The organism is Polyangium jinanense, from assembly GCF_028435365.1.
Window position 1 is genome coordinate 81,577 of sequence record NZ_JAGTJJ010000037.1, and the last position, 21,230, is coordinate 102,806.

A 21,230-nucleotide genomic window follows, 5' to 3' on the forward strand; every position below is an offset into this window, starting at 1 on the left:
GCAACCCATATGCCCGGGGCATCGACACCCCGCGATACGCGGCGCCCGCGCCCGCGCCGCGTCCCCTCGGAGCCGTACGTCGATTCCCAGGCCACGCGTACTTCCTCGAAACGGAACCGAAAAGTCGGGGATGACGGGCGTCCACCATTGCGATCGAACATCCGGCCGGAGGGCCCGCAGGTTCGTATTGAATACGAGGCGCTTTCGCGGGCGCCGTCCGTCGTGGTACCGTCTCGTACGTGAAGGGCGACACGGAGCGCAACGAGGTCCTCCGCAGCGAGGACGTGCCGACGAAGGTCGAGCTGCCGCGCAGCGTGAGGCCGAGCGCGCCGCCGCCTGCGTCCACGAGCTTGGCCGGCGCCACCATTGCCGGACGGTATCGCCTCGAACGTCAGCTCGGCGTGGGCGGCATGGGCGAGGTCTTCCTCGCTCGCGACGCGTGGAAAAACACCCGCGTGGCCGTGAAGATCCTGCACCGCCGCATGGCGGACAACCTCACGGTCGTGAACCGCTTCCGCCGCGAGGCGCGCATCATGCGGGAGCTCTCGAGCCCACACGCCGTCGTCATTCACGATTTTGGACAAACCGACGACGGCGCGCTTTACCTCGTCATGGAGTACCTCGAGGGCGAGACCCTCGGCAGCCTCCTCGAGCGCGAAGCGCCGCTCGCCTCCGCGCGCGTCACCCGCATCGCGCTCGATCTCCTCGACGTCCTCGCGGACGCGCATCGCCGCGGCGTCGTCCACCGCGACATCAAGCCCCAGAACGTCTTCCTCGCGCGCGCCCCGGGCAAGGACGGCGAGCCCGTGGTCAAGCTCCTCGATTTCGGCATCGCGAAGCTCGAGGATCACGAATCCACCGAGCTCACCGAGACCGGCGCCATCTGGGGCACGCCGCGCTACATGAGCCCGGAGCAGGCCAAGGGAAAACCCATCGATCGCCGCAGCGATCTGTATTCGCTCGGGGCCATGATGTACCGCGCGCTCACCGGCGAACCCCCGTTCGAGGGCGCGAGCGTCGCCGAGCTCTCGTATGCGCTCACGCACAAGGCGCCCGTCTCGCCCGAGAAGCGCCGGCCGGATCTCGACATTCCCATCGAGCTCGGCCGCATCATCATGCGCGCGCTCGAAAAGGACCCGAACGAGCGGTATTCGACGGCCGCCGAGATGGCCGACGATCTGCGCGCGCTCCAGAGCGAGCCCGCGCCGGAGCGGAAGGCCGCGGCCATGTCGGGGCGGGCCACGGCCCTCGCCATGCGAAGCTGGATCCTCGCGACCCTGCTCTTCACGCTCGTCGCGCTGGCCGAGTTTCCCCGGGTCGCGCGGTCGACGTTCCCCGGGTTCACGGTCGAGGCGGGCCTGCTCGTCTCGGCCGTCGTGGAGCCGACCTGGCCCGGGATCCAGCGGGGCATCGAGCCGTACGACGCCCTCCTCGCCGTCGACGGCATTCCGGTTCGTCGCGGCAGGGACGTGCACGAATACGTGCATCGGCTCGCCCCGGGCACGCTCGTCGATTACACCCTCCGCCGCGGCGATCGCACGTTCGACGTGGAGGTGCCGGTCACCCCGTTCGGCTGGGCATCGCTCCTCAAGATCTACTCCTCCGGCCTCCTCGCCGCGATCCTGTTCCTCCTCGTCGGCGGCGTCGCCGGCTGGAAACGGCCCACCTTGCGCCCCGTGCAGGCGCTCGTCGCGTTCACGAGCGCGGTCGGCCTCTTCCTCATTGCCTCCATCGACTTCGATCTCGTCGACAGCGCCTTTTCGTGGCTCTATTACCTCGGCTGCTCGGCGACCGGCGCGGCCGAGGTCCACCTCGCGCTCGCGTTCTCGGGCCTTTTCGGCGCCACGCGCAAGCGTCCGTGGCTGCTCTGGCTCCCTTATCTGCCGGCGCTCGCCTTGCTCGTCACGTGGCGGACGCTCGGCGCCGATCCGGCCATTGGCAATGCTTGCACCCGGGCCGGCATCGGCATGATGCTGCTCGGGCTCCTCGCGTTGCTCGGCTCCTTCCTGTACATGCGCCTGCGGGGCCGGACGCTCTCCGCGCGGCAATCGGCGCGCTTCATGTTGTGGGCCGCGGGCCTCTCCGTCCTGCCGACCATCGCCCTGCAGCTCTTGCCGATCAGCCTCGGCCTCCAGACCGCCTCCGTGGCCAGCTTGAGCTGGCTCGCGATGCTCCCCGTGGCAGGCTTTCCTGCGGCCTTCGCGCATCAGATCCAGCGCCGGCAGATGTTCGACGTCGACGTCGCGCTCCGCGAGATCTCGCGTGTCCTCGCCATGGTCGTCGTCCTCGGCGCCATCTTCGCCGCGGCCGCGTTCACCTTCGGCGGGCTCGCGTATGCCATCGCCGGCCCCGAGGGCATGTACCTCGGCCTCGGCGCCGTCGCGGGCGTCACCGCGGTCGTCGCGGCGTCCGAGCCCGTCGCGCTCCGCATCCGCCGCCTCTTCGAGCGCCGCGCCGACGTCGACGCGGCCACCGTGCTCGACGAAATGGCCGGCGCCGTGGCCAATGCCGCCACCGAGGACGAGGTCGTCACGCTGCTCGTCGACACGATCCGGCGCTGCTTTTCCCCGCGCACCACGCGCCTCCTCGAGCGTGGCGACGGCGGCATCTACTGGGCGCGAGTCCCCGGCGCGCCGCCCTCCCAATCCATGGCGGGTCCGCGCTCCGGCACGGGTACGCGCTCGCTGACCGGGCCCCGCGCGGACACGGAGGGCGATTTCAGCGGCGCGACCCGCGAACCCGCGAACGGCACGCCCGCGGACGAAATCCGCCGACGGATCACGCGTCTCGGCCATTTCGACGCCCATGCCTTCCTGGTCCTGCCACTCGACGCGGCCGAGGGCGCGGCCGGGGCCGCGGCGGCGCCAGCGTCCGTGATCGTCGTGGGCGCGCGCTCCGACGGCAAAGCGTATTCATCGTACGACGCGACGCTCGTCGCGGGCCTGTTGCGAATCGCGGCGCTCCGCCTGCACGCGCTCGGCGAGCGCGCGGACGCCGAAAAACGTCTGCTGCTCGAGCGATGTTTCGGCCCCGATCGCGGCGAGGCGGGCGCGCCGGGAGCAGAGCTCGTCGGGGGCGTGCCTGCCCGTGGCCTCGCCACGGCACTCGTCCTTCGTTTTTCCGGGCTCGACATGGCCGCGGACCGCTTGCCGCCGCGCCGATTCAAGGTGCTCGTCGACGAGCTCTCCGAGGCCGCGGCGACCGCAGCGTTCACGAAGTCCGGCACGATGCACGCCTCGCGCGGGGACGAGATGCTCTTTGCCTTCGGCGCGCTCGGCGAGGACCGCAGCGCAGTCGAGCTCGCCTCCCTTCATGCAGCGCTTCATCAAATCGAGCAAACCGCCGAGATCGCAGCCCGGCACGGGGCGCCCTTCGTCCGCGCGCGCGTGGGCGTTGCACGTGGTCTCCTGACCGTGGGAACCTTCGGCGCGCCCTTTCATTCGCATTGCATGATCCTCGGGGCCGCAGTGCAGGAGGCCACCGAGCTCGCAAGCGCAGCGCGAGACGGCGAGGTCCTCGTCGACGAGGCCGTCGCACGAGCAGCCGAGGGAGCCGAGGCGATGACCATCGACCCGCTGCCCGCGCACCGCGAGATCCGAGCGTCGCGCGTCTCGCGGCGCGAGGGATGAGCATGGCCCCCGAGGCCGCGCCGCGCCGGGGTTTCACCCCGGGCCCGACCAGGGGTTGTCCACCCCTGGACCCGGACCAGCGCCAGCGCTGGACCTTTTGTGGGAGAACTGCGCGGTGCGCAGTTCTCCCAGCAGGCGTGACCAGTTGAAAGGTCAGCGCTGCTGTCTTGATTGGCAGGGTCGTCGTTGGTCTTGCCTCGACCTGTTCGATGAACTGCGCATCGCGCAGTTCATCGACCCCGAGTCCAGCGCTTGCGCTGGTCCGGGTCCAGGGGCGGACAGCCCCTGGTGGGGTCTGGGGCGACGCCCCAGCGCAGCGCCTTCGATATGAAACTGCCCGCCTGTCCTTGATTTCCCGCCTGACGAATTCGTTTCGATCACGAGCCTCCTGCATGGACTTGCCGCGCATCACCCCTAGAAAGGCAGCGCGACGAGGGCGAAAGCCACACGCCGCGGGTGGAGGATGTGATGCAAAACGGATCGAATGGAGAGAAAGAAAAGGCAACGGGCGTCGTGACGTTGTCTCTCGACCCGGGCCGAGCGATCGACGACTACGCGGCCGCTCGGGCCCAAGGCCCCGTCGTCCCCGTCTCGTTCAAGGACGCGGGCAACGAGAGCGGCGCCGATTCCGCCGAGCTCGATGCCTTTCTCACACGCGAGCACCTCTTCGTCTCGCATTACGAGGAGGTGCTGTCCGCCCTGGTCGACTGCCGCTTTTCCTCGGATCGACGCACGGCAATGACCCCGGAGCAACGCGAGAAATTGCCCCCCCTCATCGAGGATCTGCGTCTCCTCTCGGAGAGCCTGCTCACGAAGGATCCCCCGGACCACACGCGCCTCCGCAAGCTGATCCAGCCGAGCTTCTCGCCCCGCATCATCGAAGCCATGCGCCCGCGCATCCAGAGGCTCGCGGACGACCTGATCGACGACGCCGAGCGCGCCGCGGAGGCCCGCGGAGAGCACGCGCCGGATCGCCGCATGGACCTCATCGCGGCGTTCGCATACCCGCTGCCGGTCACGGTCATCTCGGACATGCTCGGCATTCCGATGGCGGATCGCCCGCAGGTGAAGCAATGGACGGAGAACCTGCTCCGCGCCGACCGTCGCCGCGCCGGAGGGCTCGACGCGGAGACGACCGCCAAGCTGCGCCATTTCACCTCGTATCTGCGAGATCTCTTCGTCCTCAAGCGGAAGCAGCCGGCGGAAGACATGATCTCACAGCTTTTGCGGGCCGAGGAGGAAGGCGACAAACTGAACGAGGACGAGGTGCTGTCGACGGTCTTCATCCTGTACCTCGCGGGCCACGTGACCACCGTGAACCTGATCGGCAACGGCGTCTTCGCGTTGCTCCAGCATCCAGCAGAGCTCGCAAAACTGAAGGCCCAACCAAGCCTCGCGAAGGGCGTCGTCGAGGAGACGCTGCGTTACTGGGGCCCCGTCGATTTCGTCGCCGCGCGTATCGCAAAAGAAAACGTGGACCTCGGCGGCGCCAGCATCCCGCAGGGCGAGCCCGTCATGGTCGGCCTCGCCGCGGCAAACCGCGACCCCGCGCGTTTCCCAAACCCCGACACCTACGACATCACCCGCGAGGGCGCCGAGCGTCACGTCGCCTTCGGCAAAGGCATCCACCTCTGCGTAGGCGCGCCACTCGCGCGTGTAGAAGGGCAAATCGCCTTCGACACGCTGGTCCGCAGGCTCCCCGCGATGCGCCTCGCCGTGCCCCCGGAGCAAGTCCGCTGGAGCAAAGCATTCCTGCGAGGTCTTTCGGAGCTGCCGGTGTTGTTCTAGGGGGAGCCGCTGCGCTGGGGCGTTGCCCCAGGCCCCACCAGGGGCTATCCGCCCCTGGACCCGGACCAGCGCAAGCGCTGGACCCCGGGGTCGATGAACTGCGCGATGCGCAGTTCATCGAACAGGCCGAGGCAAGACCGGCGAGCGACGCTGCCAATCGAGACAGCCGCGCTGACATTTCGACTGGCAACGCGGTCCCACCGGCCCGTTGGAAGAACTGCGCATCGCGCAGTTCTTCCACCAAAGGTCCAGGGCTTGCCCTGGTTCGGGTCGAGGGGCGAACAGCCCCCGCGGGGTCCGGGGCGGCGCCCCGGCGCGGCGCCTCAGTGCTCAGCCTGGCCGATTGCGCATGAAGTCGGCGACGTCGGCCAGGCGGCCGAGGAGGAAGGCGCGAAGGTCTGGCGCGACGGCGACTTCATCCATGGCGGTCGTCATGGCCCGCATCCAGGCGTCTCGCATGGCAATGTCGACGGGCACGCGCGCGTGACGCATGCGGAGACGCGGATGGCCGTTCTGCGCGATGTAGTCTTGCGGGCCGCCGAGCCAGCCGATCAGGAACAGCGCGAAGCGGTCGCGGCTACGTCGGGAGACGCGGCCCCGGTCGTCGAGCTCGTGCAGCTTGGCGAGGGCGGGCTCGTCGCGGTCCATCGCATCGTAGAAGTGCTCGCAGAGGGTCCGGACGGCGGTTTCGCCGCCCAGACGGTCGAACGGGGTCTCTTGGGGCTCGGACATCGGGGGGGCTGTGTAGCACGCGCGCGCCCGTCTTGCGGTTGAGCATGGGTCTCATCGGGGAGCCGCTGCGCTGGGGCGTTGCCCCAGGCCCCAGCAGGGGCTATCCGCCCCTGCACCCGGACCAGCGCAAGCGCTGGACCCGGGGTCGATGAACTGCGCGATGCGCAGTTCATCGAACAGGCCGAGTCAAGACCGGCGAGCGACCCTGCCAACCGAAAGAGCGGCGCTGGCGTCGACAGCGTGAACCCGACCTCCGTGGTCTTGCCACCGGCCTGTGGGAAGAACTGCGCACCGCGCAGTTCTTCCCCCTGAGGTCCAGGGCTTGCCCTGGTTCGGGTCGAGGGGCGAACAGCCCCCGCGGGGCCCGGGGCTGCGCCCCGGCGCGGCGGCCCCAGGAATGGACCTATTCCCGCGCATGGGCGATACTCCGCCTCATGCGCATCTCCCTCCCGCTCTTCGCCGTGGCGCTCGCATCGTGCATTCCTGCGTGCACCTCTTCGTCTTCGCCGACACCACCGGCCCCGGAGCTGCCTGGCCCGGCTGAATGGAATCGCGACGTCGTCGAGCCTGCGGATCAGGAGGCCGCCACGGCGCGCGAGAGCTGCGCCTATCGCGCGGGTGCGCTGCCGGCCGAGACGCAAGGGGAGAGCCATCCCGTCGGCGCGGAGATCCCGATCGATCACATCGTCGTCGCGATGATGGAGAACCGCTCGTTCGATCACTATCTCCAGAAGATTGGCGACATCGGGATCGACGCCGACGTGGCGCCGGATGGCTTCACCAACCTCGACCCGGAGGGCAACCCGATCGCGCCGTTCCCGCTCGATCAGCACTGCTTCGTCGACACCGCGCATAGCTGGGGCTCCATCAAGCAGCAGATCGCTGGCGGCGCGATGACCGGCTTCGTCACCTCGAACGAGGGACAGCACGAGCTCCCGGTGAACGGCGATCTCAGCATGCTGCTCGGAAAGCGCGCGATGGGGTATTACACCGAGGCCGATCTGCCTCTCGTGTACTGGCTCGCGAAACACTTCGCGATCGGCGATCGGTACTTCGCGTCGGCGCCCACGGCGACCTGGCCCAACCGGATGTTCATGCAGGCCGCGACCTCGTTCGGGCTGAAGTCGAACGATTTTCCGCAAGGCGTGGAGGCGACGCTCATCGATTACCTGAACAAGCGGCAGATCTCGTGGCGCTTCTATTACGAGAACACGCCCACCTTCGCCATGTTCATCGAGCGGTATCTCGAGCTCCGGCAGGAGGAGAACCGCTTCGTGCCGATGAGCCAGTTTTTCACCGACGCGGCGGAGGGCAAGTTGCCTCAGGTCGCGTTCATCGATCCCGACGGCACCAGCAGCGGGCAGATGGACCACACCGACGAGCACCCCCCGACGCCAGCGACGCTCGGGCAGAACTGGCTCGCCAACGCGATCGCCGCGCTCGTGGCGAGCCCGCACTGGAGCCGCTCGGCGATGTTCATCAATTACGACGAGCACGGCGGCCTTTATGACCACGTGCCGCCGCCGAAGGCCTGCGCTCCCGATGATCGCACGCTCGACGAGACCGATCGCGCCATCTTCGAATCGTACGGCGTCCGTGTCCCGTTCTTCGTCGTCTCGCCGTACGCGAAAAAAGGCTACGTGAGCCACGACGTCTACGATCACACCTCGGTCGTTCGTTTCATCGAGGCTCGCTTCCAGATCCCGGCGCTCAGTCATCGCGACGCGAACGCGCTCGCGCCGTGGGACGTGTTCGATTTCACGTCGGCCCCCGCCAAGGAGCTCCCGGACGTGCCGAACGTGCCCGTGGACGAGGCGATCATGAGCGAATGCAGGGCGCTCTGGGGCGAATAGCGCGGATGGGCGCCGATGAATGTGCTCGCTGCTTTGCGTGACGGAGAGGAAACGTACTCATGAGCATGGTCGATCCGCTCACCGATGAGCTCGAAGCGTGCGCCGAGGCTCTTCGCACGGATCCGTTCTTGAAGGAGCGCGGCTGGGAGGCGAAGAAGTTTTGCCACAAGCTCCTCTCGCGCGGAGATCCGGGGCTCGCCGTGGTGCGTGGCGTCGTGCGAGGCAGCAGCTACGAGCCGCTGGTTCGCGCGAGTACCGCGCGCGCCCTGAGCCCGGACCTGGATCCGGTCGATGTCGAACATACATGCTCGCTGCTCCTCTCGGGGAAAGCGCTCACGCGCTACATGGCCGCGGTGGCCTTGTGCCGCACGGCATCCCCTGCGTCCGTCGACGCGCTGGTCGAGGCGCTCGACGACGACGAGCTCATCGAGGACATGTGGTGGGTTCTGTATGTGAGCGACGTGGTCGCGCTGGCACTCACGCGTATCGGCGACATCCGCGCGCCTGCGCTCGCGGCCTGGTACGAGAGACGACGACGACAGCTTCACGACCCCTCCTACCGCGGTATTGCCGTCTGTGCCCTTGCGCGGGTCGGAGATGCGCAGGGACGCGCGATTCTGGAGGAGCTCGCCGCGACGGGGCATGACATGGCGGAGGATGTGCTCGACTGTTTGCGTAACGGAGATGAAACGTACTTGTGAGCATGGTCGATCCGCTCACCGATGATCTCGAAGCGTGCGCCGAGGCTCTTCGCACGGATCCGATCTTGAAGGAGAGCGGCTGGGGGGCGAAGGAGTTTTGCCGCAAGCTCCTCTCGCGCGGAGATCCGGGGCTCGCCGTGGTGCGTGGCGTCGTGCGAGGCAGCGGCTACAAGCCGCTGGTTCGCGCGAGTGCCGCGCGCGCCCTGAGCCCAGACCTGGATCCGGTCGATATCAAACATACATGCTCGCTACTGCTCTCGGGGAAGTCGCTCACGCGTTACATGGCCGCGGTGGCCTTGTGCCGCACGGCATCCCCTGCGTCCGTCGACGCGCTGGTCGAGGCGCTCGACGACGACGAGCTCATCGAGGACATGTGGTGGGGTCTATACGTGAGCGACGTGGTTGCGCTGGCGCTCACGCGTATCGGCGACATCCGCGCGCCTGCGCTCGCGGCCTGGTACGAGAGGCGACGACGACAGCTTCACGACCCCTCCGGCCGCGATGTAGCCGTCTGTGCCCTTGCGCGGGTCGGAGATGCGCAGGGACGCGCGATCATGGAGGAAATGGTCGCTTCGGGGGACACCTTCATGGTCTTGGATGTGCTCCGCGACCTGCGCGCTGGCGCGGAACCGTACTTGTGACGGAGCCGCGCCGCTTCTCCGCACCCCCGGCGTTGGGTGCCCCGATGAGGGCGAGCGTGCCGCTTCCCCGGTTCACAGCGGGGTGAAACGCGCCCGGCAGAGCGCGGACGGCGGGTCACGGCGGTGTGGACCGGGAGAACCCGACCGGGAAGGCCGATCCACAGCGCTGTGGATCGGCGTCTCCTGACCGGGATCGGGGATCCACGGCGCCGTGGATTCCCCGGGGAGCAAGGCTTCGGGCAGGTCACGGCGGCGTGAGGTGGACGCGGGAGGCCAGGAAGGCCGCCTCACGACGCTGGGAGGCCGGGACATGCGAGCGGGAAGGCGAGTTCTCGCCGGTGTGGGTCGGGGAGGGCAGGGGGCGGAGACGATTTCACGGAGCTGTGGGCCCGTGAAAGCGGAGGCGCCGGGCCTGCAAGCGCTCGATCGATGGTAACCTCTCCCCATGTTTCGCCCCGCCCACACGCTCGCGACCACGGCGCTCGCAGCGAGCTTGCTCTCGGCCTGTGGCTCGACCCCGGTCCCTCCGGCCTCGGCGGCGCAGCCGGCTCCCTCGGGAACGGTCGCGGGAGGCCGAACCGCGGAGTGCGCGCGCCTCGGGGACGTGCTCGACGCCGAAATGCGCGACGTGCCTGCGGCAGAGATTCGCTCGACGACGCCCCTGCCGCGCGTCGAGGCGCTGATGCACCGGCTCGAGCAATCCTGCGACGACAGCGAGCGCCTCAGCGACTCGCTCACCGACCCCGTGCTTGCCACCGAGGCAAACGACTTCAGGCTTGCCACGGCCTATCTGCTGCTCACGACGGCGCACCTCTTCGGGCTCGCGCACAAGGGCGAGTCCGACCTTGCCCCGTTCGATCGCGCGGCGGACGTCGCGGGGCGCCAGCGTGAGCTCGTCTATCGGAGCGCGAAGGCGCGCTGCAGGGACGACGGGTCCCGCGATCAATCACCGGCGTGGGGGGAGGCGCTCATGGCCACGGTGCAGGAGGTCAGGCCCGCCGTCCACGCTTGCTACCTGAAAGAAAAAGAGCGCTCCCCCGACCGCAAGATTGGGGAGCTCGAGATCAAGCTCCATATCGACCACGAGGGGCACGTCGAGCTCGCCGGCCCGATCGATTTCTCTGCATTGAGCCCCGCGAGCCCCGAGCTCGTGTATTGCCTCGTTCGCGTGCTCGAGCCGATGCGATTCGCGCCCCCGGAAGGCCGGGCCATCGTGATCCTCCCGTTCACCGAATGAAGCGATGAGCCTCGATTATTACTTCCACGTCGAGACCCGTCGCTCCGGCGACTGGACCGTGCCCGAGGGGTTTCCGTGTTCCCCGTACCTGTCCGAGCCCCTCGGCGAGTTCACCTGGCTACGCGGCCGATCCCGCTGCGCGCGGCTCTTTTTTGGCCCCTCGGCCGTCTTCCCGTTCAAGCCGGGCCCTCCCGAGAGCCGCGCCCGGTCGGCGCTTTTCCGATACCTCGGCCCGGACTACGACTTCGTGGAGAACGAGCGCCGGATCTCTTGGATCCCGTATCCCGATCTGATGGTCGACCTCTGGGACGAGATGCGGCTCGTCCTGCAATGCGACGTAAGGAGCCGCGACGCCGCGCTCTTCGGCGACGGGCGGCAGCCTTTTCCCCGGGAAGCGCTCCGGGCGCGTGGCCACGACGAGTTTGATCTCGGCCTCCTTCAGGAAGGCGAGATCGTGACCGATCCGATCGACCGCACCCACGGAAAAGCCCGGTTCGAGATCGAATCCGCCGCGCCGGAGGTGCGCGTCGCCGTGACCTTCGTCGCGTCCGTGAGCGCGTATCTTGGCGATAACCGCGCAAAGGCGTTCCGGGGCCTGCGCGCGTACGGGGCCGATGACGAGCTGCGCGTCGTCTCCATGTATAGTTGACGCCCCAAGGCCCCCACCGATACCCTTGCCACCGATGCCCGAGGTTTTCCCGTCGCCCACGCTGATCACCCGCATGGAGGGCCGGATCGAGCACATCCTCCCTTGCGGCGACGTCGTCCTCCTCCACACGAACGGCCGGCGGCATTCCGTCACCGTTCACGACCGAAAAAGCGGCCGCCTCCTGCGGGAGCTCGTGAGCGTCAACCCCATCGGCCCCTTCGACCGGCACATCGCGCTCGCCACAGACCAGCGCTCCGTCTTTTGCACGTTCTTCGATGACCGGATCGTGCAGATCGACATCGAATCCGGGGAGACCTTGCGCTCGGCGCCTTTCCCCACGGACAGCGCGTTGGTCCGGTCGGGGGATCTGCTCGTGGTCTCGCCGCGCGGCGATGTCGTGCACGTCGTCGTCTGGGGGGACGTTTTTACGTGGGATCTCGGGAGCAACGAGCTAGGGCAGACGCCCTTCCGGGCGTTTCTGGGCACGAACGGGATGGCCTGCTCGCCCGACGGCGGGACGCTCTGGGTGAACAGCCATGAATTGAACCGATTCGAGCTCGGGACGGGCACCGGGACGAATACGCGTCACGATCGCGAGGGCGTCCAGGGCCTCGTGCATCTCGCCGCGTCGGATTGTCTCGCGGTCGGGAGCTTCGATGGAATCGTGGAGTTCTGGTCGACGCACGCGCCCCCGACCCGGATCGCGACGACACGCATCGGGCCCGAGCCGCACCATCGCGTTGCCATGACGTCCCTCCGGCGCGGCACGTTGCTCGCGGCGAGCTCGGTCGACCAGCGCGTGAACCTCCTGGCGCCGTCGGATCCTTCTCCGCGAAAGCGCCTCGGAGGAATCTTTTGCGAGATCTGGTGCCTCGGCTCGGACGACGCGGACGCGCTCTGGGTCGGCGACATGCACGGCGGTCTCTGGCATCATGATCTCGCGGGGGAGCCGCTCGACGCGCCGCCGCCGCCGAAAGGGAAAACGAAGGCGCCGAAATTCCCGATGACGAACCATTTCTGGCCCGAGCCGGGGGAGACGCCCATGGTCCGGACCGCGCCGGGGCGCGCCTTCTCCGTCGGAGGTTTTCGTGGCTCGCCGCCGCTCGACCGCGACCTCTGCGCATGGGAGCGAGGGCGCGAAGATGCGACGGCCCATCGATGGTTCGCGCGTCGAAAAATCGGCTACGAGCTCGCCGTCGTGGCAGGCCGATTCGTGGTGCTCGACGACGGCGGGAGCAACCTCCTCGCCGTCGACGGAGCGACGCTCGCGACCGCGGCGAAACTACCGCACAAGGGCGTGCAGGGCGCGGCCGCGAATCGAGCGGGGGATCGGCTCCTCACGACGGGTGGGACCGAAATCAAGGTATGGAGCACGGAGACGTGGGAGGTCGTCGCGTCGCGGCAAAACCCCGAGGTCCCGCAGCGCGCCGTGCAGTGGCTCGACGACGGGCGCGTGCTGTTCCTCGATAAAAACGACGCGTTCGGCTTCTTCTCCGCGGACGATTTGAAGCGACGGGCCACGCGGAAGCTCACCCATGTGCAATCCGTCGTGTCGGATCCCGAGGGCGCGTTCGTCGCGTGCGCCGCGGGCGGCCAGGTGCACGTCTGGAACGTCGTGTCCGGCGAGATCATCGCGCTGCCCGCCGGCACGTCGAGCCCCGTGTTCCTCGGCGGGGGCCTGCTCGGCGTCGTCGAGAGGCACGGCGCGTGGGTCGCCTCGTTCCGCACGGATGGAACCCTCGTGCGCCGCGTGGAGCTCGCGCCCACGGCGCTCCGAGGCCAGCGCTCGACCGAGGCGCGGATGTGGGGCCACGGCACGCGCGTCGCCGTGGTCTGCCAGGATGCCCTGACCCCCTGGTCCACACGGGCCGAGCTCGACGTCCTCGACATGCGAACGGGCGAGACGGTGGCCTCGCATGTCGTCATGCAGGGGCTCGGCTCGCTCGTCTTCGACGGCGCGGACATCGCCTACGTGACGGGCGGCGGGCGCGCGGAATGGCTCGTGTTGCCTTGACGATCGGCGCGGCCTCGTGGTGTCCTCGATCCGCCATGAAGATCGTGTTCCTGGACTTCGACGGCGTGCTGAACCATTACCTCATGCTGCTCAACGAGCCCAGTGAGCAGCGGAAGCGATTCAGCCAGCCGGCCGTCGAGCGGCTCAATGCCATCGTGAAGCGCACCGGCGCGCGGGTCGTGGTCAGCTCGAGCTGGCGGGAATGGAACTCGGTCGACGCGCTGCGGACGCTTCTTGCCGAGGAAGGGTTCGTGGGCGAGGTCCTCGATCACACGCCCATCCTGCATCCGAGGACGGCACGCCTGCCCGATCCGAACCCCGGTCAAACCCGGTGCATGGAAATCATGCAATGGATCGACGCCCGCCCCGAGCGGCCCGAGAGTTTCGTGGCTCTCGACGATCTCGACCTCGAGTGGCTCGCCGCCTACCACGTGAAGACGGAGTCGGATACGGGGCTGCTCGACGCGCACGTCGAGATGGCGATCGACATTCTGGGAGAGACCCCCTAAGCCGCCTTCCGCCCGAGCTCCTCCCTTTGCATGAGCCCTTCCGGGGAGAGCTCGGAAGGCAACAGGCCGCGCTCGTGCATCTCGTGGATCATCCGTTCGAGGCGGGCCTCGTCGAACCGGACGCCCAGCGCCTCGGCCGCATGCGCGAGGAGCTTGCGCTCCCGGATCGAGGCGCGCGCGTCGACGGCCGCGCCGATTTCGAGCGCATGATAAAAAGGCGCCCGCGCCGAGGTCGGTATCTCGCCGAGCCGCATGTACCAGCCGATCGGATCCGCGAGCCGCTCGTCGAGGCCGATCGACGATTCGGGTTCACAGCCGCGCAGGAACGTGAAAAGGAGCGCCGTCTCTTCCGGCCGGAGCCGACCGTCGGCCTCGAAGAGGAACCACAGGCCCTCGAAGAGCCGATCTTTCGCAGGCACGAGGCGTTCGTCCGAGAGGACGCGGTCGAAGGCGGCACGATAACGCACGTACCGGAGCACGGTCTGTCCGAGCGTGTGCGTGGCCTGGTAATTCGTGACAGCCGAGGCGACGATGCCGACGAAGGGGACGATGCCGCGGACGAGGCTTTCGCCGAAGAGGCGCGCGGCGAGGCCCTGCGCGGCGCCTTCGACGTCGGTGCGGGCGAGGCGCGCGAGGTCGGCACCCGGGCGATCCTGCTCCTCCGGCGCCTGCGTGGCGCCCTGCACGAGCTTGAAGAGCGCCCACACGTCGGCCGGGTCGTCCGCATCGAAGCGCAGGCCGACGCAGTCCGCGAGGCGGCAGGCCGTGTACGTATGCGTCACGAGGCGGAGCGCGGCGTCGAGCGCGGCGCTGAGCGCGGCCGCCGGGACGGCGACGAGCGCACCCAGGCCTTGCGTGCCGGCGGTAAACAGTGCGCCGCCCGTGGAAACGAGGCCGACGCCGCCGCCGGCCAGCGCGGAGAACATCGCGCCGCCCCGAAGGATCGACTTGCCGCCCCCCGCTTCCGTCGCGCCCGTCGCGGCGGGGCCCGCATCGCCCGCGGATTCGTTGTACCGGCGAATCGTGGTCGAGGCGAGCCGGAGCAGGAGCGCATCCGCCCAGCCGATCTCGGCCGACTGTTCGAGCGGGAAGGGGATCGCGGCGTTCACGGCGGACGGGGCTTGCGCGGTCATGACGTGGAGACCGTTTCAAAAAACGTTCCCGTCCGCGCGCGTCGCGAGAGGCCCCGGGCGCCGCCCGAGCTCAGGAGAACCGGAGCAAAAGTGAGAGCGGCCCGCGCACCGTGAGCGTCCGGTTGTACCGGATCTCGTCCGCGCCGAGCTCCACCCGGCAAAACCGCCGCGTGAGGACCTCCAAAGCGATCCGCGCCTCCATGCGCGCGAGGAGCGCGCCGATGCAGAAATGGACGCCGTGTCCGAACTGCAAACCGCCCTGCGAGCCGCGCTCGATGTCGAACCGGTCCGGCTCCGCATACCGACGCTCGTCCCGGTTGGCCGAGCCCAGGAGCGCGAGGACCAGCGATCCCGGCGGAATCGTCACGCCCGCGAGCGTCACCTCCGCGGTGGTGATGCGCGGAAGCGAGTGGCTCGGGCCATCGTACCGGAGCATTTCCTCGACGAACGGCGCAGCGAGCGCAGGCTCTCGGCGGAGCCTGTCCCAGAGCGCCGGCTGCTCGGCGAGGAGGATCATCGTGCTGCCGAGCAGGTGCGTCGTGGTCTCGAGGCCCCCGAGCAGGAGCACGACCAGGAAATCGACGATCTCCTGCTCCGTGAGGGATTGGCCCTCCACCTCGGCGCGGATCAGCTCACTCACCGTATCGTCCGCCGGCTCGCACCTCCGCGCGGCCACGACCTCCCGCAGATAACGACAAAGCTCGGCGATGGTCGTCCGCACCTGCGCGGCGTGCTCTTCGCTTCGGGGCTCGAGCGCGACCGAGAGGATGTCGTCGGCCCAGCGCCTGAAATGCACGTGCAGCGCGGGATCGAGGCCAAGGATCTCGCCAATGACGAACGCCGGCAGCGGGTTCGCGAACGCGTCGACGAAATCGATCTCGCCCACGAGCCTCGAAGCGAGCTCTTCCGCGAGGCGCTCGACCTTCGGCGCAAGGCGGCTCGCCGTGCCCGCGCCAAACGCCCGGGCGACGAGGCCGCGAAGCCGCGTGTGCGCCGGCGGATCGAGCGCGAGCATCGAATGCGCGAGCGGATTGTACCCAACCCACGGCGGCTCCCAGGCCGCCTTGAAGCCCTGCGAGGAGAAGATGCCCGGATGTTTCAGCACGAATAGGACATCCTCCCAGCGGCTCACGGCCCACATGCCGCCAGGATCAACCTGGCACACGGGAGAGGACCGCCGCATCGCAGCATAACGAGGATACGGATCCGCCCGGAACGAGGGCGACAGGAAATCAAAACGTTCTACCATCACGGTGTACCTCCCGGTCCGCGCCCGCGGACCACGCCACTGCTCGAGCACGCCCCGCGCCAGCTCGTTGGGGCGTCGCTGGGGCGTTGCCCCAGGCCCCACCAGGGGCTGTCCGCCCCTGGACCCGGACCAGCGCAAGCGCTGGACTCGGGGTCGATGAACTGCGCGATGCGCAGTTCATCGAACAGGCCAGGTCAAGACCAGGGGCGACCCTGCCCACCACTGACGATTCAACTGGCAACGTGACCGCCGCCAGCGTGCAACGCACCTTCCTGGTCTTGCACCGGCCTCTTGGAAGAACTGCGCATCGCGCAGTTCTTCCACCACGAGTCCAGGGCTTGCCCTGGTCCGGGGTGCAGGGGGCGGACAGCCCCCTGCTGGGGTGCGGGGCAACGCCCCGCTCCGCGCCCCTTTCACGAGCGCGCGAATCGACGGCGGTAGGCCTCTGGCGTGACGCGGAGGTTGCGCTGGAAGGCTCGCCGCATCCGTTCGTCCGTTCCGAAACCGCATTTCCGCGCGATCTGCTTGAGGGATGCGCGTCCTCCTTCGAGGCATGAGCGCGCCTCTTCGAGTCGCGCTGCTTCTACGAATTTTGCCGGCGTCGTCTGCATGGATTGCGTGAATGCCCGTGCGAAATTGCGGGCGCTCATGCCGGCTTTCTTGGCGAGCACCTCGACCCGGAGATCGGCGTCGAGGTGGCGTACGATCCACTCGACGAGGCCTTGCAGTGGCCCCGCGGCGGACGTCTGCGCGAGCAAAGGGCGGCTGAATTGCGATTGCCCTCCTGGCCGCTTCAGGAATAACACGAGCGCTCGCGCCACTGTGAGCGCCACGTCGTAGCCGAGATCCTCTTCGACGAGCGCGAGGGCGAGATCCATTCCTGCTGAGCCGCCCGCCGAGGTGTACATCTTTCCGGAGCGGATGAAGATTGCGTCGGGCTCGACCTCGATATCGGGGTATTGGCGCGCGAGCAGGGCTGCGCCTGCCCAGTGCGTGGTCGCCTGGTGGCCGCGCAAGAGCCCTGCGGCTGCGAGGATGAACGTGCCGCTGCAAATGGATCCCATGCGCCGCACCTCGGGCGTGCGAGCGCGGAGCCAGCTGAGTAGCTGGGGGTCGGCCGCTGCGCGATGGTAATCGCCGCCCGAGACGAGCACTGTGTCGAGGTCCCGAGGCAGATCCGCGAGCGCGTGGTGCGGCACGACCTGCATCCCGGACCAGCTCCGCACGGCTCCGCCGCAAGTCGAGGCAAGCTCCACCACGTACGCTGGAGGCGCGCCGGGATGTTTTTCCTTGGCCACATCGGATGCGAACGCGAACACGTCGAACGGACCCACGAAATCGATGGAGCTGGCCCCGTCGTAGATCACGAGGACGATTTTGCGCGGGGCCGGGTTTTGCGGCGTGCCGGGGGCCGTGCGCGGGGCGTTCTTTTTCGTGGGGGGACGTCGCTGCACGCGACGGATCCTACCCGAAACGGGCTTGTCTTTGAAGCCAAGGAACCTGCATTTCCTGCCATCGTGATCCACGATCGCCTGCCCGCGACGTGGCAGGAAATGCCTGTCCGTTGTCCTTCTGGCACCTCCGCGCGGGCTCATAGTGGCGCTCACGCAGCGCGAGCGCCTCGGCGCATGACCCCCGCGCGCGCGAAAGGACCTGTCCATGAGCCTTCGACCGAGCGACCCTTTCAAGGTCCCCACGAGCCGCCCCATCGAGCAGAAGCTTCACGTGGCCATTTTCGTGTGCCCCGGATACTTCATGCCCGACGTGATCGGCATCCAGACGGTCTTCGGCACCCTGCCGAACACGGAACTCTACCTCGTCTGGAAAAACAAGGACGAATTCGAAGGGGTCCCGTGCTTCACGACCCGGGCCAATACCACGTTCGCGGAGTGCCCGAAGAACCTCGACCTCCTCCACATCGGCGCCATTCCGCCGAACGTGATGGAGGATCCCGAGGCGCTCGCGTTCGTGGCGGAGTACGGGGGCCGCGCGAAATGGGTGTCCGGCGTCTGCGCCGGCGCCCTCGTGCTCGGCGCCGCGGGCCTGCTCAAAGGGTATCGCGCCACGACGAACTTCCACATGCACGACCAGCTCGCGTATTACGGCGCGACGCCGACGAAGGCGAACGTGGTCGAGCACGGCAATCGTATCACCTCGGGCCCGGTCTCGGGCAGCTTCGACCTCGCGCTGCGCCTGGTCGGTCGCCTCGTGGGTGACGACATCGGGCGGGAAGTCGAGCTCCAGATGGAATACGCCCCGGAGCCGCCTTACCGCACGGGCCGCCCCGATCTCGCCGGGCCCGAGCTCACGGCGAAGGCCCTCGCCGCGCTCGCGCCCCTGACGGAGGCGACGCGCGAGGTCGGGCTCCGCGCCGCCCGCCGGCTCGAGATCCGCTGATCCGGCCCCCACCTCGAAAAAACGCACCCCCGAGGAAACTGGCCGGGCCCTCGCGCATGATGGGAGCGAAAGAAGCTCCTTCGTGCCGAGCCCGAACCTCGCCCCCCCGGACGTCGCCGACCTCCTCGCGCCCCTCGCGCGAAAGAGGCTCGCCCCGGAGCGTCCGCCCCCGGCCGAGGCCTCCCAAGCACGCGCCGCGGAGTTGCCCCGGACGGCCTCGCCGAGCGCGGTCGAGGCTCTTTACCGCGAGCACCACGGGCTCGTGTATCGGCTCGCGCTGCGCTACGGCAAGGGCAACGTCGCCTGGGCCGAGGACATCACCCAGGAGGTCTTCATCGATCTGATGAAGGCGCTTCCCGCGCTCCACGACCACGACGATCTTGCGGGCTGGCTCTATCGCGCCACCACGAACCGCTGCATGAGCCGCCTGCGGCGGGAGCGATTCCGCTCGCTCGCGCCGATCCGCTGGCTTCTCGGCGAACACCAGCCCGAGCCGCAGCAGCCCGACACGCTGGTGATGGCCCGCGACGACCTGCGCCGCGCGATCGAGGCGATCGCGGCGCTGCCCGTCAAGGAACAGGTCGCATTCTCGATGTATTGGCTCGACGGCAAGGAGCAGGAGGAGATCGGCCAGATCCTCGGTCATTCCAAGGGATATGTCTGCAAATTGATCCAGCGCGCCGTCGAGAGGCTGAAGAAGGACGGCTGGGGGGGGTTTCCGTGACCACGCCCGCGCCGAACGATCTGCTCGCGCGGCTGCGCGCCGCCGACGAGCTGTACGCGCAGGCCGCGCCGGATCCCGCGCTCGCGGCGCGGCTCGGCGCGCGCGTGCGAAGCCTTGCCGCGGAGCCGCCGCGCGCTTCGGGGGCCCCGTCGATTCGAAGGCTCGGGCGTCCGCTGGCGCTCGTGATGGTCTGTGCGACCGTGCTTTTCCTTTCGCTCGACGACGACACGCCGCGCGCGCGCTCCGGGCTCGTTTTGCCAAAACAAACCGAATTCGTGGCCGATCCGGACGCGGCCCCGGCGTCCGAGCGCGCGCCGGAGACGAACCCGCGTTCCTTCCATCCGCCGCGTCCCCCGATGCCGAGCGCGCCGGATTCCCGGCCGCCCGCGCCGTCCCCTTCGTGGCGTCCGCCGGATTCATCGTTTCCATTCGAATCGGTCCCCGAGCGGCCGATGGATCGTGATCTGCGGAGCCCGAAAAACCAGGTGCCCTCGGGGCCTCGTTCTCGGTTGATGACGCCCGGCGGAACCGCGGACGAAGGCGACGAAGGCGGACTCGTCTTCTGGTCGCCGATACAAGCCACAGCTGGCGATTCCCGCGCACCCGTCTACGGCGCGAGCGGCGGCGTCCGCGGCCCGAACACGAGCACGCCGAAGCCGCCCGATCCCGTCGAACCGCCAGAGACGTCGTCCTGCGCGACGCCCGAGACGTGGAAGCAACGCGCCGAGCTCGATTGCGACGAAAATGGCCTCGTCCTCGCCGCCGAGATCACTTGCCTCGATCCGTGCGGCGACGGCCTCTTCCGGAGCGCCGAATACGAATGCGTGGATCCCGAGGTCGACGTTTGCATGACCGATACCGTGGGCGACGGCGCCACGTGCCAGGATCCGGCCTTGCTCAAGGACATGGCCTTTCAGGTCTGCCAGCTCGCGGGCCAGCAGTTGGTGGATTTCCAGTACACGACCGGTGATTGCGGGTGGATGACGCGGCAAGCGAGTTACACGTGTTGCCCGCCGATCGTCGATCCGCCTCCGCCTCCGCCGCCACCTCCGCCTCCGCCACTCGTCTGTCAAAGCGGGGCGCTCGGCGACGGCGTGACCTGCATCGATGGGTCCATCCTCAAGGAACAGGCCTACGCGGCTTGCAGCGAGCTCGGGCTCAACCTCGCCGACCTCCAGGCCTCGGGGGATTGTCCGGTCGGTCAGGCCACGAAGGTCGGTTTCACCTGCTGCGAGCCTTGACGCAAAAAAGAGGAAACGCAGGGCGGCCTCGCGATTGAAGGAAAACGGATGCTACGACGGCGCCCCGCACCGGGGCGCGTGGAGGTACCCATGCGTTGGTCGAATGGATTGCAGTCACTCGTGTTCGCCCTTCTTGCTTCGGGGGTTGTCGCCTGCACGGCCGATGTGCGCGACGGAAGCGGGGCGGAATCGGCGCAGCAGGGCGCGCTCGAAGGAGACGGGAAGGACAACGGGGGCGGGGAGGGGGAGGTGAGCGAGGACAATGAGCTGCCGCCGCCGCCGGTCGATCCCCCGCCGCCCCCGCCGCCCGAATGCACGCAGGGCGTCGTGGAAAGCGAAACCTGCGAGGATCCGGGGCTCTTGAAGGATCAGGCCTATGCGATCTGCCAACAGGACGGCCTCGGGCTCACGGCCTTCGATTACCAGGGCGGCGATTGCGGCTGGATGACGACCCAAGCGTACTACGAATGTTGTCCGCCGCCGCCTGAGCCGCCGCCGGTCGATCCCCCGCCGCCGGTCGATCCCCCGCCGCCGCCCCCGCCCATCTGCGCGAGCGGATCGCTCGGCGACGGTGTCACCTGCCAGCCGGGCGACCTGCTGAAGCAAGCGGCCTACGAGGCCTGCGAGCAGGCGGGGCTCAAGCTCTTCGACCTGATCGGCGACGGCGACTGCAGCCCCGGGGAGACGGCCAAGCTGACCTATTTCTGCACCGGGGCGGCCTGCCCTTGATCAC

17 protein-coding genes are annotated in these 21,230 nt (G+C 68.5%); 13 read left to right on the top strand and 4 right to left on the bottom strand.

Features of this window, described 5'->3' with window-relative positions:
• Positions 1-239 precede the first annotated feature (239 nt).
• Together KEG57_RS38005 and KEG57_RS38010 are read left to right on the top strand one after the other, a co-directional pair.
• Positions 240-3,629, top strand: coding sequence for a protein kinase domain-containing protein (locus KEG57_RS38005; RefSeq protein ID WP_272425501.1), 3,390 nt, complete (start codon positions 240-242; stop codon positions 3,627-3,629).
• A gap of 468 nt (positions 3,630-4,097) precedes the next feature.
• Positions 4,098-5,417, top strand: a complete 1,320-nt coding sequence (locus KEG57_RS38010) for a cytochrome P450 family protein (protein ID WP_272425502.1) — start codon at positions 4,098-4,100, stop codon at positions 5,415-5,417.
• Positions 5,418-5,747: 330 nt separating this feature from the next.
• Here KEG57_RS38010 and KEG57_RS38015 read toward each other — a convergent pair whose 3' ends face one another.
• On the bottom strand, positions 5,748-6,149 hold the full coding sequence (locus KEG57_RS38015; RefSeq protein ID WP_272425503.1) for a group II truncated hemoglobin: 402 nt from the start codon (positions 6,147-6,149) through the stop codon (positions 5,748-5,750).
• A 434-nt stretch (positions 6,150-6,583) separates the two neighbouring features.
• Here KEG57_RS38015 and KEG57_RS38020 point away from each other — a divergent pair, with 434 nt between their 5' ends.
• The 7 genes from KEG57_RS38020 (at position 6,584) to KEG57_RS38050 (ending at position 13,753) form a co-directional block, all read left to right on the top strand.
• Positions 6,584-8,002, top strand: coding sequence for a phospholipase C (locus KEG57_RS38020; RefSeq protein ID WP_272425504.1), 1,419 nt, complete (start codon positions 6,584-6,586; stop codon positions 8,000-8,002).
• A gap of 59 nt (positions 8,003-8,061) precedes the next feature.
• Positions 8,062-8,703: a HEAT repeat domain-containing protein gene (locus KEG57_RS38025; protein ID WP_272425505.1), complete on the top strand. Its 642-nt coding sequence runs from the start codon at positions 8,062-8,064 to the stop codon at positions 8,701-8,703.
• 2 nt (positions 8,704-8,705) lie between these two features.
• Complete coding sequence (locus KEG57_RS38030; RefSeq protein WP_272425506.1) at positions 8,706-9,344, top strand: HEAT repeat domain-containing protein; 639 nt, start codon at positions 8,706-8,708, stop codon at positions 9,342-9,344.
• Between the two features lie 445 nt (positions 9,345-9,789).
• Positions 9,790-10,581 carry a hypothetical protein gene (locus KEG57_RS38035; RefSeq protein ID WP_272425507.1) on the top strand — a complete coding sequence of 264 codons (792 nt, stop codon included), beginning with the start codon at positions 9,790-9,792 and terminating at the stop codon, positions 10,579-10,581.
• Between the two features lie 4 nt (positions 10,582-10,585).
• The gene (locus KEG57_RS38040) at positions 10,586-11,230 is read left to right on the top strand and encodes a hypothetical protein (protein WP_272425508.1); all 645 of its coding nucleotides are present in this window, start codon (positions 10,586-10,588) and stop codon (positions 11,228-11,230) included.
• Positions 11,231-11,264: 34 nt separating this feature from the next.
• On the top strand, positions 11,265-13,244 hold the full coding sequence (locus KEG57_RS38045) for a hypothetical protein (protein ID WP_272425509.1): 1,980 nt from the start codon (positions 11,265-11,267) through the stop codon (positions 13,242-13,244).
• A gap of 35 nt (positions 13,245-13,279) precedes the next feature.
• Positions 13,280-13,753, top strand: coding sequence for an HAD domain-containing protein (locus KEG57_RS38050; protein WP_272425510.1), 474 nt, complete (start codon positions 13,280-13,282; stop codon positions 13,751-13,753).
• Here the strand turns inward: KEG57_RS38050 and KEG57_RS38055 are convergent.
• The 3 genes from KEG57_RS38055 to KEG57_RS38065 form a co-directional block, all read right to left on the bottom strand.
• Positions 13,750-14,886, bottom strand: a complete 1,137-nt coding sequence (locus tag KEG57_RS38055) for a hypothetical protein (protein ID WP_272425511.1) — start codon at positions 14,884-14,886, stop codon at positions 13,750-13,752. The genes KEG57_RS38050 and KEG57_RS38055 overlap by 4 nt on opposite strands.
• Positions 14,887-14,956: 70 nt before the next feature.
• A complete protein-coding gene (locus KEG57_RS38060; protein ID WP_272425525.1) occupies positions 14,957-16,135 on the bottom strand; it encodes a cytochrome P450 in 1,179 nt (392 codons plus the stop codon).
• A gap of 413 nt (positions 16,136-16,548) precedes the next feature.
• Complete coding sequence (locus KEG57_RS38065) at positions 16,549-17,589, bottom strand: GlxA family transcriptional regulator (RefSeq protein WP_272425512.1); 1,041 nt, start codon at positions 17,587-17,589, stop codon at positions 16,549-16,551.
• Positions 17,590-17,794: 205 nt separating this feature from the next.
• Here KEG57_RS38065 and KEG57_RS38070 point away from each other — a divergent pair, with 205 nt between their 5' ends.
• From KEG57_RS38070 to KEG57_RS38085, 4 genes are all read left to right on the top strand, one after another.
• The gene (locus tag KEG57_RS38070; RefSeq protein WP_272425513.1) at positions 17,795-18,532 is read left to right on the top strand and encodes a DJ-1/PfpI family protein; all 738 of its coding nucleotides are present in this window, start codon (positions 17,795-17,797) and stop codon (positions 18,530-18,532) included.
• 82 nt (positions 18,533-18,614) lie between these two features.
• A complete protein-coding gene (locus tag KEG57_RS38075) occupies positions 18,615-19,256 on the top strand; it encodes an RNA polymerase sigma factor (protein ID WP_272425514.1) in 642 nt (213 codons plus the stop codon).
• Positions 19,253-20,497: a hypothetical protein gene (locus KEG57_RS38080; RefSeq protein ID WP_272425515.1), complete on the top strand. Its 1,245-nt coding sequence runs from the start codon at positions 19,253-19,255 to the stop codon at positions 20,495-20,497. Before KEG57_RS38075 ends, KEG57_RS38080 begins: the two co-directional genes overlap by 4 nt.
• 90 nt (positions 20,498-20,587) lie before the next feature.
• Complete coding sequence (locus KEG57_RS38085; RefSeq protein WP_272459409.1) at positions 20,588-21,226, top strand: hypothetical protein; 639 nt, start codon at positions 20,588-20,590, stop codon at positions 21,224-21,226.
• Positions 21,227-21,230 lie beyond the last annotated feature (4 nt).

What these genes read in the sequence shown, in the direction of transcription:
- KEG57_RS38010 (WP_272425502.1), top strand. Translation starts at nt 4,098, where the DNA reads ATGCAAAACGGATCGAATGGAGAGAAAGAAAAGGCAACGGGCGTCGTG.
- KEG57_RS38015 (WP_272425503.1), bottom strand. Translation starts at nt 6,149, where the DNA reads ATGTCCGAGCCCCAAGAGACCCCGTTCGACCGTCTGGGCGGCGAAACC.
- KEG57_RS38020 (WP_272425504.1), top strand. Translation starts at nt 6,584, where the DNA reads ATGCGCATCTCCCTCCCGCTCTTCGCCGTGGCGCTCGCATCGTGCATT.
- KEG57_RS38025 (WP_272425505.1), top strand. Translation starts at nt 8,062, where the DNA reads ATGAGCATGGTCGATCCGCTCACCGATGAGCTCGAAGCGTGCGCCGAG.
- KEG57_RS38030 (WP_272425506.1), top strand. Translation starts at nt 8,706, where the DNA reads ATGGTCGATCCGCTCACCGATGATCTCGAAGCGTGCGCCGAGGCTCTT.
- KEG57_RS38035 (WP_272425507.1), top strand. Translation starts at nt 9,790, where the DNA reads ATGTTTCGCCCCGCCCACACGCTCGCGACCACGGCGCTCGCAGCGAGC.
- KEG57_RS38040 (WP_272425508.1), top strand. Translation starts at nt 10,586, where the DNA reads ATGAGCCTCGATTATTACTTCCACGTCGAGACCCGTCGCTCCGGCGAC.
- KEG57_RS38045 (WP_272425509.1), top strand. Translation starts at nt 11,265, where the DNA reads ATGCCCGAGGTTTTCCCGTCGCCCACGCTGATCACCCGCATGGAGGGC.
- KEG57_RS38050 (WP_272425510.1), top strand. Translation starts at nt 13,280, where the DNA reads ATGAAGATCGTGTTCCTGGACTTCGACGGCGTGCTGAACCATTACCTC.
- KEG57_RS38055 (WP_272425511.1), bottom strand. Translation starts at nt 14,886, where the DNA reads ATGACCGCGCAAGCCCCGTCCGCCGTGAACGCCGCGATCCCCTTCCCG.
- KEG57_RS38060 (WP_272425525.1), bottom strand. Translation starts at nt 16,135, where the DNA reads ATGGTAGAACGTTTTGATTTCCTGTCGCCCTCGTTCCGGGCGGATCCG.
- KEG57_RS38070 (WP_272425513.1), top strand. Translation starts at nt 17,795, where the DNA reads ATGAGCCTTCGACCGAGCGACCCTTTCAAGGTCCCCACGAGCCGCCCC.
- KEG57_RS38085 (WP_272459409.1), top strand. Translation starts at nt 20,588, where the DNA reads ATGCGTTGGTCGAATGGATTGCAGTCACTCGTGTTCGCCCTTCTTGCT.